We start from the raw sequence: 14526 nt of genomic DNA, 5'->3' as shown, positions 1-14526 counted from the left end.
GCGCTGGAACCCGGTGATCCGCCGCGCGCGCGAGCTCTGGCCGCAGCTCGGCGAGGTCCGCCACGTGAGGCTCGCCCAGCGCCTCGAGCCGACGGACCTCGCGTGGCAGCGCGACCCCGCGGTGACGGTCGGCGGCTCGGTGCTGCTGACCGGCGTCCACCTGTTCGACACGGTGCGCTTCGTGACGGGACGCGAGTTCGCGGAGATCGACGCGCGGCAGGAGAGTTTCCTCAACCCGGCGGTGGAGGATTTCTACCTGGCCCGGGCCCGCCTGGACGACGGGACCTACGTCTCGCTGGAGGTGAGCAAGTTCGGCCGCGCGCGCGCTTGCCTGCTCGAGGCCGTGGGCACCGAGGGGCAGCTGCTCGCCGACTACCAGTTCGGGGGGATCCGCTTGATCCGGGGGCGGGAGGTGTGGGACGTCGAAGCCGACGCGTCGGCGCCCACGTTGCCTGAGGTCCTGAAATGCTTGAGGGACACGGCATGCGGGGATGCCGTGTCCCCCGTCACGGCCCGCGAGGGGGTGCGGACCATGGAGCTCGTCGAGGCGTCCTACCGCTCGAATATGCGCCGAGAAGCGGTCGCGATCAAGTCCGGATGACGATCTCCGACGGGCGACCGCGCCGGCGCGTCAGCCCTGCCGGACCGCCAGAGCCCGCCGCAGCGACCCCGCCAGACCCTCGAGTTCCTGCAGCGTCATCCCGCGCAGCGCGGCCTCGTGCTCGGCGAGCATCGGCGCGTCCAACCTCGCCAGCAGCGCCATCCCGGCGGCCTCGATCCGCACGTGCACCACGCGGCGGTCCTCGCGGCAGCGCTCGCGGCGCACCAGGCCCGCCGCCTCCAGACGGTCGACGAGACGGGTGACGTCGGGCACGCGGGTGATCATGGCCGCGGCGAGGCCCGTGCCGGTCAACCCGCCGGGACCGGCGCCGCGCAGGATGCGCAGCACGTTGTACTGCGGCGCGGTGATGCCGTGCCCCTTCAGCAGCGCGGTCACGTCGGCCAGCAGATCCTCGTGCAGGCGCAGCAGGTCCAGCAGGACGGCGCGGCTCAACAGGGCGCGGTTCGCGGCGGGCATCTCGGACCTCCCCGACCGGCGGAGCTTCAGCCGCCGGACGTGGGCACCAAGGTAGGATCGGTGATTGCTTGTTGCAACGATTATCCGGCGCGGGCGCGTTCAGGAACCGCGGGCGTCCAGCAGCAGGCGGGCGGCCAGGCCGGGCGGGATCTCGCCGGCGCGCACCCGGCGCTCGAGGTCGGGCAGCAGGCGGCGCACCGCCGGGTCGTGCCGCAGGCCCTCGCGCAGGCGGTCCTCGACCAGGGACCACATCCAGCGCAGCTGCTGCTGCTGGCGTCGGTCGGCGAGGGCGCCGTTGGCGGACATCGTCGAGCGGTGGCGGACCAGTTCGCGCCAGAGGTCGTCGAGGCCCTCCCCCGTCGCCGCGCTCACGCACTGCACCGGCACCGTCCAGTCGGGGTGCGGCGGGCGCATGAAGTGCAGGGCGGTGCGGATCTCCGCCGCGGCCAGCGCCGCGGCCGCGCGGTTGTCGCCGTCGGACTTGTTGACCGCGACCAGGTCGGCGAGTTCCATCACGCCGCGCTTGATGCCCTGCAGCTCGTCGCCGGCGCCGGCGAGCGTGATCAGCAGGAAGACGTCGACCATCTCCGCGACCACGGTCTCGCTCTGACCCACGCCGACCGTCTCGACCAGCACCACGTCGTGGCCGGCGGCCTCGCACAGCAGCATGGTCTCGCGGGTCTTGCGCCCCACGCCGCCGAGGGTGCGGGCGCTGGGGCTGGGGCGGATGAAGGCGGCGGGGTCGGCGGCCAGGCGCGCCATGCGGGTCTTGTCGCCCAGGATGCTGCCGCCGGTCAGGCTGCTGCTGGGGTCGATGGCCAGCACCGCCACGCGGTGCCCCTGCGAGGTCAGCCGCGTGCCCAGGACGTCGATGAGGGTGCTCTTGCCGGCGCCGGGCACGCCGGTCACGCCGACGCGGTGCGCGGACCCGGTGCGCGGCAGCAGGCGCGCGAGCAGTTCCTGGGCCAGGCGCTGGTGATCCTCGCGCCCGCTCTCCACCAGGGTGATGGCGCGGCCCAGCACCGCGCGGTCGCCGGCGACGACGCCGGCCTCGAACCCGTCGAGGTCCAACCCGCCGACCCGGTGCCCGCCCGTCGTCACGAACCCGCGCCCGGGAGCCGGCCCAGCAGGTCTTCCGCGGCCGTGGTGATGACCGTGCCCGGCGGGAAGATCGCGGCGGCGCCCGCGTCGCGCAGCGCCTGGTAGTCGTCGGGCGGGATGACGCCGCCGGCCACGATCAGGATGTCCGGCCGGCCGAGCTTGGCCAGCTCGTCGCGCAGCGCCGGCACCAGCGTCAGGTGCCCCGCGGCCAGCGAGCTGACCCCCACGACGTGCACGTCGTTCTCGACGGCCTGGCGGGCCGTCTCCTGCGGCGTCTGGAACAGCGGCCCCACGTCCACGTCGAAGCCGAGGTCGGCGAACGCGGTCGCGATCACCTTCTGGCCGCGGTCGTGGCCGTCCTGTCCCATCTTGGCCACCAGGATGCGCGGACGCCGGCCCTCGCGCTCGGCGAATTCCTCGACCCGGCGCCGCACCCGCAGCAGATCTTCGTCGCGTTCGCCCATCTCGCCGCCGTACACCCCGCTGATGATGTTGCCGGTCGCCTGGTGGCGACCGAAGACGTTCTCCAGAGCCAGGCTGATCTCGCCGACCGTGGCACGGGCGCGCGCCGCCGTCACCGACAGGTCGAGCAGGTTGCCCCGGCCCGATTCCGCGCAGGCGGTCAGGTCCGCCAGCGCGCGGTTGACGGCGGCCTGGTCGCGGCCGGCCTTCAGTTGGCGCAGCCGCGCGAGCTGGGCCTCGCGCACCTGCGTGTTGTCGACCTTCAGGACCTCGACCCGCTCGGGCTCCTGCAGGACGTGGCGGTTGACGCCCACCACGGTCTGCCGGCCCGCGTCGATGCGCGCCTGGGTGCGGGCGGCCGCCTCCTCGATGCGCCGCTTCGGGACGCCCCGCTCGATGGCGCGGGCCATGCCGCCCAGCTCCTCCACCTCGGCGAGGCGCTGCCAGGCCCGGTCGCCCAGCTCGCGGGTCAGGCGCTCGACGTACCAGCTGCCCCCCCAGGGGTCCACCGTGCGGCAGGAGTCGGTCTCCTGCTGCAGGTAGAGCTGCGTGTTGCGCGCGATGCGGGCCGAGAAGTCCGTCGGCAGCGCCAGGGCCTCGTCCAGCGAGTTGGTGTGCAGCGACTGCGTGTGGCCGTGGACCGCCGCCATCGCCTCCACGCAGGTGCGCGCCACGTTGTTGTGGACGTCCTGCGCCGTCAGGCTCCAGCCCGAGGTCTGGCTGTGCGTGCGCAGGCTCAGCGACTTCGGGTTGCGCGGTCCGAACCCCTGCACGAGCTGCGCCCAGAGCAGGCGCGCGGCCCGCAGCTTGGCGACCTCCATGAAGTAGTTCATCCCGACGGCCCAGAAGAATGACAGGCGCGGGGCGAAGTCGTCAACCGCGAGTCCGGCCGCCAGGCCCGTCCGGATGTACTCGACCCCGTCGGCCAGCGTGTAGGCCAGCTCGAGGTCGGCCGTGGCGCCCGCCTCCTGCATGTGGTAGCCGGAGATCGAGATCGAGTTGAAGCGCGGCATCCGCTGCGCCGTGTAGGCGAAGATGTCGCCGACGATGCGCATGCTCGGCGCCGGCGGGTAGATGTAGGTGTTGCGGACCATGAACTCCTTGAGGATGTCGTTCTGGATGGTCCCGGCCAGCTTCTCCGGCGGCACGCCCTGCTCCTCGGCCGCCACGATGTACAGGGCGAGGATCGGCAGCACGGCGCCGTTCATGGTCATCGACACCGACATGCGGTCCAGCGGGATGCCGTCGAAGAGGATGCGCATGTCGGCGATGGAGTCGATGGCCACGCCCGCCATGCCCACGTCGCCGACCACGCGCGGGTGGTCGGAGTCGTAGCCGCGGTGGGTGGCGAGGTCGAAGGCGATGGACAGGCCCTTCTGCCCGGCGGCGAGGTTGCGCCGGTAGAAGGCGTTGCTGGCCTCGGCGGTGGAAAAGCCCGCGTACTGGCGCACGGTCCACGGCTGCAGCACGTACATCGTGGGGTAGGGCCCGCGCACGAAGGGCGGCAGCCCGGGCAGGGAGTCGAGGTGGTCGAGGCCCGCGACGTCGTCGGGGCCGTAGCAGCGCCGCACCGCGATGCCTTCGGGCGTGGCCCAGGCCTCCCCGGCCGGCGGCGGGGCCGCGGCCGCGGTCGCGCCGCTCTGCAGGGGGATCCGGGTGAAATCGGGGAAGTTCGTCATCGCCGCACCTCCAGCCCGTCCAGCAGAGCGCCGAGGGTCTCCAGCACGTCGCAGCCGAGGTAAATCGCGCGGTCCACGCCCGCGGCCCGCCAGGCGGCTTCCTGATCGCCCAGGCGGCCGGCCACCACGATCGTTGCGGCGCCGGCGGCCTTGAGCGCCGCGGCCGCGGCCGGCAGGCGCTCGGCGTAGATCTCGTCCGTGGAGCAGATCACCGCCAGCCGGCAGCCACTGGTGCGCAGGGCCGCCGCCAGGGCGGCGGGATCGTCGTACCCGTCCTCCCCCTCGGCCGCGATGCCGCCCGCGGCGAGCAGGTTGCGGGTGAAGGCCGCGCGCGCGGAGAACTGGGCCAGGCCGCCCAGGTTGGCCAGGAAGGCGCGCGGACGCGCGCCGGTGTCGGCGAGGTGCCGGTCCGACGCGTCGCACAGGGCCTCGAAGGGCTCGGCCAACCGCACGGCGGGCAGCGGAACGATGGCGTCCAGCAGGGGCGCCGGCGCGGCCGGGCCGCCGGGCGGCGGGACGGGGCGCGGGCGCGCCACGGGGCGCTCGTCCAGCAGGGGGTACTCGCTGACTCCGGTCAAGGGGAGCCGCCGGGTGGCCACGTCGCGGGCGCGAGCCTGCCGGCTCGCGGCGATCCGCTCCTGGAACCAGCCGTCGCTCAGGCAGGCGACCAGCCCGCCGCGGCCCTCGATCTCCTGGAACAGGCCCCACGCGCGTTCGGCCAGCGCCGCGGTGCGCGACTCGAGATGCCAGCAGCCGCCGGCAGGGTCCAGCACCCGGTCCAGGTGCGCCTCCTGCTGCAGCACGATCTGCACGTTGCGGGCGAGGCGGCGGCTGAAGTCGTCGGGCTCGTTGACGGCGGCGTCGAAGGGCAAGACGGTCACGACCTCGGCGCCGCCGACCGCCGCGGCGAAGGCGGCCGTGGTGGTGCGCAGCAGGTTCACCCAGGGATCGCGCGCCGTCATCATCCGCCAGGACGTGCGCGCGTGCAGGTGCGCGCACCGCGCCTCGGGCGCGCCCCCGCACGCCTCGACCAGGCGCGACCAGACGGTGCGCAGGGCCCGCAGCTTGGCGATGTCGCCGAAGAACCGGCCGTCGACCGCGACGCAGACATGGACCTGCCGCGCCGCCGCCGCCGGCTCCAACCCCTGCGCGTCCATGGCCTTCAGGTAGGCGAGGCCGCCCGAGAGGATCGCCGCGAGTTCCTGCACGTCGTCCGCGCCCGCGTCGTGGAAGGGGCAGCCCGCCACCTTCACGGCCCGCACCCGCGGCGCCTCCCGCGCGCACCGGGCGGCGAGCGCCGCCATGTCCGCCAACGACGCCGCGATGCCGCCGGGTACGCCGCCCCGGACGACCCAGGCCCCCACCGGGTCGGCCAGCAGGTCGGCCCGCGCGTCGCCGGCCGCGACGCCGCGCCGGTCCCAAACCTCGCGCAGCTGCTGCGACGCCTGGACGAAGCGGGCGCCGGACTTCAGGGCGACCCGCGTCGAGGCGAGGTCGACGCCGGCCAGCGCCAGGTCGAGGTCGTCGGCGCCGCGGATCGCGACACCCGACTGCCCCGTGGGATCCAGGGCCAGTTGGACCGAAACCGCGCCCCGTTCCAGCTCCTGCCGCACCTGTCGGCCGGCGGTTGCCGGATCCGGATGCGTCACTTCCTGGCGGATGTCCCAGCCGGGAGCCGTGTCGCAGCCCTGCGCCCCCCGGGTGAAGGGGGGCCGGCCGGGCCACCCCGCGCCGGGATCGGGGTCGGGCAGATCCGCCCGCGTGTAGAGCGGCTGGATCTCGATCCCCTCCAGGGTCCGGGTCACCAGCTTCTTGGCGAAGGGGGCGCCGGCGAGGTCCCTGTCGACCAGGGTGCGCCATTGTTCGAGGCTGGGGGACGGGAAGATCGGCGGGACGACGGGGTCGTGGGCTGACATCTCGAGACTCCCGGTCGATGGTCAAAACCACTTTGTTTTCAACGGGCTGCACCGGTTGGTTTCGTGCGGTCCCTCAACCGGGCAACGTTAGGCGACGACCTGTTAAATCGCAAACACAAGGTTGGGGGCACCCGACCGGCCGGACTGCGGGCAGCGGGGCGAGGGGGTGGGTGCGGCGGGCGTTCAGCCCTCGGCGGCGTCCTTCCTGAGCGCGGGCGTGGTCGGACCCCGTTCGGTCTGGGCGACCGGCGGGGACTGGTCCGAGGCGGCAGCGCGACCGTCAGCCACCTCTTCCTCGACGAGGGCCGTCAACCGGTCGAGGTGGGCGGTGATCTGGGCCAGTTCCTCGGCGAGGCGCGCGCGGGCCGCCTCGTCCAGGTCGAGGGCCGCCAAGGCTGCCAGCCGGCGTTCCTGATCCTGGTCCATGCTACCTCCTGGGCTGGAACCCGTATGCTGCCGGGGCGACCGGTCCGCCCCCCGCCGACGGCCCGGGCTTGGGGCCGGCGGCCGATGTGTCGTAAGATGGGGTCATCCTAACCGATCCCGGTCCCGGAAGGAAGAGCGAGTCCGTGGTCCTTCGGCTCCCCCACCCCAGGCGGTCCGCCACCCTGCTGGCCGCCCTCGCCGCCGCGGCGGCGGCCGCGACGGCGGCCCCGGCCCCCTCGCCGGAACCGCCGCCCGAGGCCGCCTACTGGGAGCGGCCGGGTTGGCCGGCGGCGCTGCCGTCCGTCGTGGAGCCGGCGCCCCGCGCCGACGACCGCGGCTACGACGTCCTGCATTACGACCTGGACCTGCGCCTGGACCCGACCGCCGGCAGCGTCGCCGGCAGCGTGGAACTGACCCTGGCCTTCCCGGCCGGCCGACCGCCCGACACGCTGGTCGTCGACCTGGACGAGCCGCTGGCCGTGGACGCCGTCGACTGGGACCAGTCGCCGGTGACCCTGGAGCGCGCGGGCGAGGAGCTGCGCATCGCGGCCCCGGCCGGGGCCGCCGCCGGGGCCGTGGTGCGGATCGGCTACCACGGCCAGCCCCAACGTCACGGCGCCTATTCGGCGGGCATGCTGTTCCGCGTGCAAGGCGACTCCCCGCAGGTCCCGATCGGCCCGACGGTCCTCACCATGAGCGAGCCCTGGTCGGCCCACGCCTGGTGGCCCTGCAAGGACCACCCGGCCGACAAGGCCACGGCGCGCCTGGCGCTGACGGTGCCGGACTCGCTCACCGCCGTGGCCAACGGCCGGCTCACGGCCGACGAGCCCGCAGAGCCCGGGTGGCGCCGCACCGTCTGGGAGACCGGCTACCCGACCTCCACCTACCTGATCGCGGTGCACGTGGCGGGCTACGCCGCCTGGGAGGAGACCTGCGACCTGGCCGGCGGCCCGCTGCCGCTGACCTTCCACGTCTTCCCGCGGCACGAAGCGGCGGCGCGCTTCGACCTGGCGCCCACCTGCGACATGCTCGGCTTCCTCGAGGACCTGGTCGGGCCGTACCCGTTCGCCGACGAACGCTACGGCCAGGTCGAGTTCAAGTGGGGCGGCGCCATGGAGCACCAGACCTGCACGAGCCTGGGCAGCGTCGTGCTGCGGGGGGACGGGCGCTTCCGCAACGTGATCCTGCACGAGATGGCGCACCACTGGTTCGGCGACCTGGTGACGCCGGCGGACTGGCCCGACGTCTGGCTGAACGAGGGGTTCGCGACCTACTGCGAGGCGCTCTGGCTGGAGCACGAGGAAGGTCCGGCCGCGATGCGCCGGCGCCTGGAGTCCATCGGGCCAGGCCAGCACCCGACCCTGTTCGAAGGCGAGGGCCTGCTGGCCGATCCCGAACCCGTCCTGCCCAACATCCTGGTCTACCACAAGGGCGCCTGGGTGCTGCACATGCTGCGCGGGGCCTTGGGCGACGACGCCTTCCGCGCCTTCCTGCGCGACTGGGTCGGCTCGCCGCAGCGGGCCTACGCCCACGCCACCACCGCCGACCTCATCCGCGTCGTCGGCGAGCACGCCACCTTCGACGCCGCCGCCTTCCTGGAGCCCTGGCTGCACACCGACGCGGTCCCCTACCTGTCGTGGACGTCCAGCCCCGAGCCGACCTCCGACGGCGGCACGCGCGTGACCGTCGCCCTGCGCCAGCTCCAGCGCCGGCCCTTCCAGCTGGCCGTGCCGCTGCGGCTGCTGACCGACCGCGCCGAGCGCGACACGACCGTGTGGCTGCACACGTCTCAGCAGAGCTGGACCTTCGACCTGCCCGGGGACTGGAAGGGGCTGGAGGTGGACCCCGACGGCTGGGTGCTGATGGCGCGCCGGCCCCTGCCCGACCCGCCGGTGCGGCTGCTGTCCGTGCACCCGACCCCCGCGGGACCCGAGGGCGCGACGCTCGCCCTGCGGGTGACGGCGAGCGGGCCGGTCGCGGTGGAGCTCGTCGACGCGGCCGGGCGGCGGCGCGGCCGCTGGCAGCTGGGCGAACTGGCCGCCCGCGACGAGCCCTATCCCTGGCGCTGGCGTGGCGAGGACGGGGACGGGCGTCCGGTCCCGTCCGGCATCTACTGGCTCTCGGTGAGCGGTGGCGGCGGACGCAGCGCCGCCAAGGTGGTGCTCGTGCGATGAGGGGCAACGAGAAGCGGGGGACTCCCCAGAGCCCCCCGCCGGGCGCGGGCCGAACCCCGCGCTGCGCGCCGTCGGGCTAGGCCGCCGGCGCCGCTTCGAGCTGGATCCCCGCGGCGCGGCCGTGGCACACCGTCCGGTTGCGACCGCCCTCCTTGGCGGCGTAGAGAGCCTCGTCGGCGCGCTTCAGGATCGTCTCCGCCTTGTCCTCGCGTGACTGCAGCCAGCTGATGCCGACGCTGACGGTCACCGGGATCTCCGTCCCGCCGTCGTTCACCGGCGTCGCGGCCACGGCCAGGCGGATGCGCTCGCCCACCTTGACCAGCGCCTCCTCGTTCGCAGCCGGCACGATGACCACGAACTCCTCGCCGCCGTAGCGCAGCAGCACGTCGGTCTCGCGCAGCGCGCTCTGGGCGCGGCGCGCCGTCTCGGCCAGCACGCGGTCGCCGGCGAGGTGGCCGTAGGTATCGTTGACGAGCTTGAAGTGGTCGATGTCGAACATCACCACGCCCAGCGGGGTGCCGTGACGCACCGCGCCCTGGAACTCCTCGCCCAGGCGACGCATGCCGAAGCGGCGGTTCAGCACCCCGGTCAGCGGGTCGATCGCCGCGATGCGCTGCAGGCGGGCGTGGGTGACGGCGTTGTTCAGGGCCAGGCCCATCCCCTGCTGGAACTGCCGGACCAGCCACATGGCGTCCTTGCCCAGCATGGCGTCCGAGGCGATCACCACGGCGCCGAGCCCCTGCCCCTCGTAGACGACCGGCACCACCAGCACCTGGCGCGGCTTGAAGGTGGTGACCACCCCTTCGAGCGCGATGTCCCGGGGGATGCGCACGATCTGCACCTGCCGCGTGTCCAGGGCGCGGCGGACGTGGTCGCTCTCCGGCAGGCGGCTGACGTCGCTCAGGCCGTGGTTGGCGGCGACCCTCAACTCGGTCTCCTCGCGCACGAGCACGCAGCCCGCGGTGGCCCCCGTCTGGTTCAGCACCAGCTCCATCGCGGCGCCGCAGAGCGCCTCGATCTCGAGCTTGGTCGACAGGGTCTCGGTCAGCTCGCTGGACGCGGCCTCCATCTTGTGGGCGTGGATCACCTCGTGCAGCAGGGCGTTGAAGGCCTCGGCCGTGTGGCCGATCTCGTCGTCGCTGGTCACCGGCACGGCGCAGTGCTCGGCGCTGCAGGAACTCCAGTCGCGGTTGAACGAGGCCTCGCGGACGCCCTCCTCGACCTCGCGCATGCGCCCGACCACGACCTGCAGCTCGCGGCGCACGACCCTGGCGGCCAGCCGGTGGTTCAGCCAGCCGACGGTGACGCCGGCGACCAGGGTGCCAAGGAACGTCGTCCAGCGCAGGGCCAGGCCCGAAGGCACGCCGATCAGCAACAGGAAGAGCGGGAAGACGAGTCCCATGGCGACGCCCAGCCCGATCATCCAGTACCTGAGGTCCGCAAAGACCGATTCGGTGAATCTCTTCATCGCGACATCCTGTTTGGAATTTCTCCCTCCGGGCGAACGGGGAAGCTATCGGCTTGGCCGGCCGCGACTTGAGGCTTCGTCGCGAGGATGATCGCGATTGTTCAACCGGGGGCGGGTCGAGCGGCGCCGGCCGGGATGCGTCAGTCCAGCGGGCGCAGCCGGGCGAAGCGGGCCAGGAAGTGCTTGCGCGCCCCGCCGGGGAAATCGACGCTCAGCTTGAGGCCCTCGCCCTGGCCTTCGACCCGGGCGACGATGCCGGCGCCCAGGGTGGGGTGCGCCACGTGCTGGCCCACGCGGAAGACGACGTCCTCCTGGCTGACGTCGTCGTGCCAGTCGACGGCGCGCAGGCGGGGCGCGCTCGCGGCGCGGATGCCGGGGGCGGGTTCGCGGCGTCGGGGACGGACGGCGTCGGACGCGGGCGGCGCCGCGTCCTTGCCCCACAGGAACGTGGACAGCGAGGGCTGCACGACCCGCAGCGATTCGCCGCTGCGCGCCGTCAGTTCGGCGGGGATCTCCGCCAGGAAGCGCGACGGCGCGCACAGCTCGCGCTGGCCGTAGCGGCGGCGCATGCGCGCGTGGAGCAGGTGGACGCGCTGCCGGGCCCGCGTCAGCGCCACGTAGAAGAGCCGGCGCTCCTCCTCCAGGGCGGCCTCGTCGTCGAGGTTCGAGGCGTGGGGCATCAGGTTCTCTTCGACGCCGCTGACCACGACCACGGGGAACTCGAGGCCCTTGGCCGCGTGCACCGTCATCAGCCGCACGACGCCCAGGTCGTCCCGGGCGGTGTCGGCGTCGGCGACCAGGGCCGTCTGCTCGAGGAACTGGGCCAGCGTGCCCCCGTCGCTCTGCTCCTGGAACGCGTAGGCGCCGTTGATCAGTTCGGCCACGTTCTCGTTGCGGGCCGGCGCCGACAGGGGGTCGTCCTCCTCCAGGTGCCGCACGTAGTCGATCTGCTCCACGATGCGTTCGACCAGCTCGGGCACCGGCGTCTCGGACAGCGCCGTGCGCCAGCCGGCGACCAGGCCGAAGAAGCCGCGGATCCGCTCGCAGGTCGGCGCGTTGAGGCTGGCCTCGAGCAGGCCCGGCCGCGCGGCCGCCTCGCCGAGCGACAGGCCCTCGCCGTCGGCGATCTCCACCAGGCGCGCCGCCGAGGCCTCGCCGATGCGCCGCTTCGGCACGTTCAGGACGCGCAGCGCCGACATCGCGTCGCGCGGGTTGTTGACGAACTTCAGGTAGGCCAGGACGTCGCGCACCTCGCGCCGCTCGTAGAAGGCGGTGGCGCCCACGATCTGGTAGGGCACCGTCGCGCGGCGCAGCGCGTCCTCCAGGGCGCGGCTCTGGGCGTTGGTGCGGTACAGGACCGTCACGTCGCCGCGGTTGCCGCCGGCGGCGGTCTGCGCCCGCACCAGGTCGACGACGCGGTCGGCCTCGTCCTCCTCGTCGCCCACGGTCTCGATCCCCAGCGGCGCGCCCGGCCCGTCGAGCGTCCACAGGTTCTTGCCCTTGCGCCGGACGTTGTGGGCGATGACCGCGTTGGCGGCCGCCAGGATGTTGCCGGTGCTGCGGTAGTTCTGCTCCAGGCGCACGACCGCGGCGCCGCCGAAGTGCTGCTCGAAGTCGAGCATGTTCTCGATGCAGGCCCCGCGCCAGGAGTAGATGCTCTGGTCGTCGTCGCCGACGGCGAACACGTTCCCGTGCACCGAGCTGAGCGCGCGCACCAGGATCAGCTGCAGGGGGTTGGTGTCCTGGAACTCATCCACCAGGACGTGGCGGAAACGGCCGGCCAGGCGCAGCCGCACGTCGTCGTGCTCCTCGAGCAGGTGGACGGTGCGCAGGATGAGGTCGTCGAAATCGCAGGCGTTGCTGGCCCGCAGCCCCTTCTCGTAGGCCGCGTAGACGGCGGCCGCTTTCTCCTCGCGGAAGTCGGCGGCGTCGCGCGCGGCCTGCGCGGGCGACACGTCCTCGTTCTTCCAGCGGCTGACGGCGGCGCGCAGCTGCTGCGGGGCGTACTGCTTCGGGTCGAGACCCAGATCGCCGAGCACCTTCTTCAGCAGGCGCGTGCTGTCGTCGGTGTCGTAGATGGAGAACGAGGGGTCCAGCCCCAGCGCCGCGCCCTCGCGCCGCAGGATGCGCACGCCGGTGGCGTGGAAGGTGCCGACCCAGCTCGGGGCGCGGCTGCCGCCCACCAGGGCGTCGACCCGCTCCCGCATCTCGCGGGCCGCCTTGTTGGTGAAGGTGAAGGCGAGCACCGACCAGGGGTCGGCGCGCCGCTCCTCCAGCAGCCAGGCGATGCGCGTGGTCAGGACGCGGGTCTTGCCGCTGCCGGCGCCGGCGACGACGAGCACGGGGCCGTCCGGCGCGGTCACGGCCTCGCGCTGCCGTTCGTTGAGCGTGTCGAGATCCATCCCCGCTGGCTCCTCCTAGAATTCGGGTCCGATGCTGAACTGGAACTCCGCGCCGCCCGAACCGCGCAGGTCGGTGCGGCGGCCCCAGTCGAACTTCAAGGGCAGGAAGCCCAGGCGGGTGCGCAGGCCGATCCCGTAGCTGCCCCGCAGGTCGCGCAGGCCCCAGTTCCCGTCGGCGTCGTCGCCGAAGGGGCTGAAGGCGTCGTCCCAGGCGGCGCCGAGATCGAGGAACAGGGTCGCGCCCACCGGCCCGAAGCCCCAGCGCGCCGGCCAACCGAAGTAGACGGCGTCCAGCAGGGGCAGCCGGTACTCCAGGTTGGCCATGGCGATCTTGGGACCGGCCAGGTGGCTGGTCGTGCGGTAGTCGTAGAAGTCGTAGCCGCGCAGCGTGAAGGGGCCGCCGAGGACGAAGGCGCGCGGGTCTTCGCCGGTGCTCGCGGCGGCCAGCAGGCGCAGGGCGAGCGTGTTGCCCCGGGCGGGCAGCCAGTAGCGGCGCAGGTCGAGCAGCGCCGTGCGGCGGTCCAGGGAACCGCCGCCGACCGCCAGCGAGGGCGCGAACTGCAGCAGCAGGCGGCTGCCGGTGACCGGGCCGTACCAGCCGTAGTAGGCGCTGTCGTGGACGTAGGTCAGGGTCGGCTGCAGCAGGGTGTCGGTGCGGGTGCCGTCGGCGATCAGGAGCGTCCCGCTGGGGTCCAGGCTGTACTGCGTGCGCTCCGAGGCGAAGGCCTGCAGTTCCAGCGACACGCGGCGGAACGTGCTGAAGGGATAGCTGGCCGAGGCGTACATGCCGTAGTTGCGCTCGCTGAAGAAGGTGTCGTCGGGCAGCAGTTCCCCCACCGAGGTCACGGCCGTGTTGTAGTAGTTCTTGAAGTGGAACAGCCCCACACCCACGTCGACGCGGCGTTTCAAGTAGGCGTAGCTCGCCGCGAGGTCGCTGTCGGACAGCGAGCCGTAGACGTTGACCAGGAACGACAGCCGGTGGTCGCCGAGCAGGTCGCTCAGGTTGACGACGTTGGCCATGCCCAGGCCTGCCTGGGGGCTGAACGACACCGCGCCGCCGCCCAGGGCGTCGCTCATGTCGATCGAGAAGCGAGGGCTGTAGTCCTTCACCACACCGACGGTTGCATCATCCGACGACGTGGACAGTTCGTAGTCCGGCGGCGCGGGCGGCGCGATGGCCACCTCTCCCGCCGGCGTGCCCGCCGGCTCGCGCCGGCTCCAGGCCGCCCAGCCGTCGACGGCGAACAGGTCCCAGCCGCCCTCCCGGAAGGCGGCGAAGGCCAGGCGGTCCGCCCCCGGGGCGTAGCTGGGTTGGGTCGCGGCGCCCGGCACGTTCGTCAGCCGCCGGCAGTCGATGACACCCTCCCCTTCGGCGCCCGCCCACGCCGCGCCCGCCCACGCCGCGTCCAGGGTGAGGCGGGCCAGATTCTCGGCGCCGTCGCCGTCGGCCACCACACAGAGCTCCCCGTCCGTGATCCAGACCGGCTCGCGCCAGCTGCCGGCGGGCGCCGCCAGTTCGCGGCGATCGCCCGTGAAGACGTCCAGCAGCACCAGGCGCGACGCCTGTCGGTGCCCCGGCTGCACGGCGGCGTCGCCGTCGTCGAAGCGGGCCCAGTCCAGCCGGCGCGCCCCGTCCGCGGCGACGGAGAACTGGTAGCGCACCTCCGCGACGGGGTTGTGGGCGAAGGCGAGGCGGCGGCCGTCCGGCGACCAGGCGGGGCCCGACTCGTCGCCCGCGTCGTCGGTCACGCGCAGCAGGACCGGGCCGTCGGCGGTCGGCGTGCCGGCGCTCGCCAGGACCGGCTCCTGCCCGCCGCCGG

General features: G+C 73.5%; 10 protein-coding genes. 2 read left to right on the top strand and 8 right to left on the bottom strand.

The features are described 5' to 3' along the window. The coding region (locus tag Q7W29_11280) for a Gfo/Idh/MocA family oxidoreductase (protein ID MDO9172399.1) at window positions 1-601 on the top strand (601 nt) is incomplete at its 5' end. A 30-nt stretch (window positions 602-631) separates the two neighbouring features. Here the strand turns inward: Q7W29_11280 and Q7W29_11275 are convergent. From Q7W29_11275 to Q7W29_11255, 5 genes are all read right to left on the bottom strand, one after another. Continuing rightward, on the bottom strand, window positions 632-1078 hold the full coding sequence (locus Q7W29_11275) for a MarR family transcriptional regulator (protein MDO9172398.1): 447 nt from the start codon (window positions 1076-1078) through the stop codon (window positions 632-634). A gap of 99 nt (window positions 1079-1177) precedes the next feature. After that, window positions 1178-2179: a methylmalonyl Co-A mutase-associated GTPase MeaB gene (gene meaB, locus Q7W29_11270; protein MDO9172397.1), complete on the bottom strand. Its 1002-nt coding sequence runs from the start codon at window positions 2177-2179 to the stop codon at window positions 1178-1180. Further along, window positions 2176-4320: a methylmalonyl-CoA mutase gene (scpA, locus tag Q7W29_11265; GenBank protein MDO9172396.1), complete on the bottom strand. Its 2145-nt coding sequence runs from the start codon at window positions 4318-4320 to the stop codon at window positions 2176-2178. The genes meaB and scpA overlap by 4 nt, the downstream gene beginning before the upstream one ends. After that, window positions 4317-6236, bottom strand: coding sequence for a methylmalonyl-CoA mutase family protein (locus tag Q7W29_11260; protein ID MDO9172395.1), 1920 nt, complete (start codon window positions 6234-6236; stop codon window positions 4317-4319). Before Q7W29_11260 ends, scpA begins: the two co-directional genes overlap by 4 nt. A gap of 183 nt (window positions 6237-6419) precedes the next feature. Then, window positions 6420-6662, bottom strand: coding sequence for a hypothetical protein (locus tag Q7W29_11255; protein MDO9172394.1), 243 nt, complete (start codon window positions 6660-6662; stop codon window positions 6420-6422). Window positions 6663-6805: 143 nt separating this feature from the next. Here Q7W29_11255 and Q7W29_11250 point away from each other — a divergent pair, with 143 nt between their 5' ends. Next, the gene (locus Q7W29_11250; protein MDO9172393.1) at window positions 6806-8836 is read left to right on the top strand and encodes a M1 family aminopeptidase; all 2031 of its coding nucleotides are present in this window, start codon (window positions 6806-6808) and stop codon (window positions 8834-8836) included. A gap of 76 nt (window positions 8837-8912) precedes the next feature. Here Q7W29_11250 and Q7W29_11245 read toward each other — a convergent pair whose 3' ends face one another. From Q7W29_11245 to Q7W29_11235, 3 genes are all read right to left on the bottom strand, one after another. Then, window positions 8913-10304, bottom strand: coding sequence for a GGDEF domain-containing protein (locus Q7W29_11245; GenBank protein ID MDO9172392.1), 1392 nt, complete (start codon window positions 10302-10304; stop codon window positions 8913-8915). Window positions 10305-10444: 140 nt separating this feature from the next. Further along, entirely contained in the window at window positions 10445-12706 is a 2262-nt protein-coding gene (locus tag Q7W29_11240) for a UvrD-helicase domain-containing protein (protein MDO9172391.1), read from the bottom strand. A 15-nt stretch (window positions 12707-12721) separates the two neighbouring features. Next, window positions 12722-14526, bottom strand: a 1805-nt coding sequence (locus Q7W29_11235; GenBank protein MDO9172390.1) for a BamA/TamA family outer membrane protein, incomplete at its 5' end; no start/stop codon positions are given.

It is taken from the genome of bacterium (assembly GCA_030654305.1).
Classification (GTDB): Bacteria; Krumholzibacteriota; Krumholzibacteriia; order LZORAL124-64-63; family LZORAL124-64-63; genus PNOJ01.
Note: the sequence above shows the minus strand (reverse complement) of the source record. Positions and strands in the feature narration are given on the sequence as shown.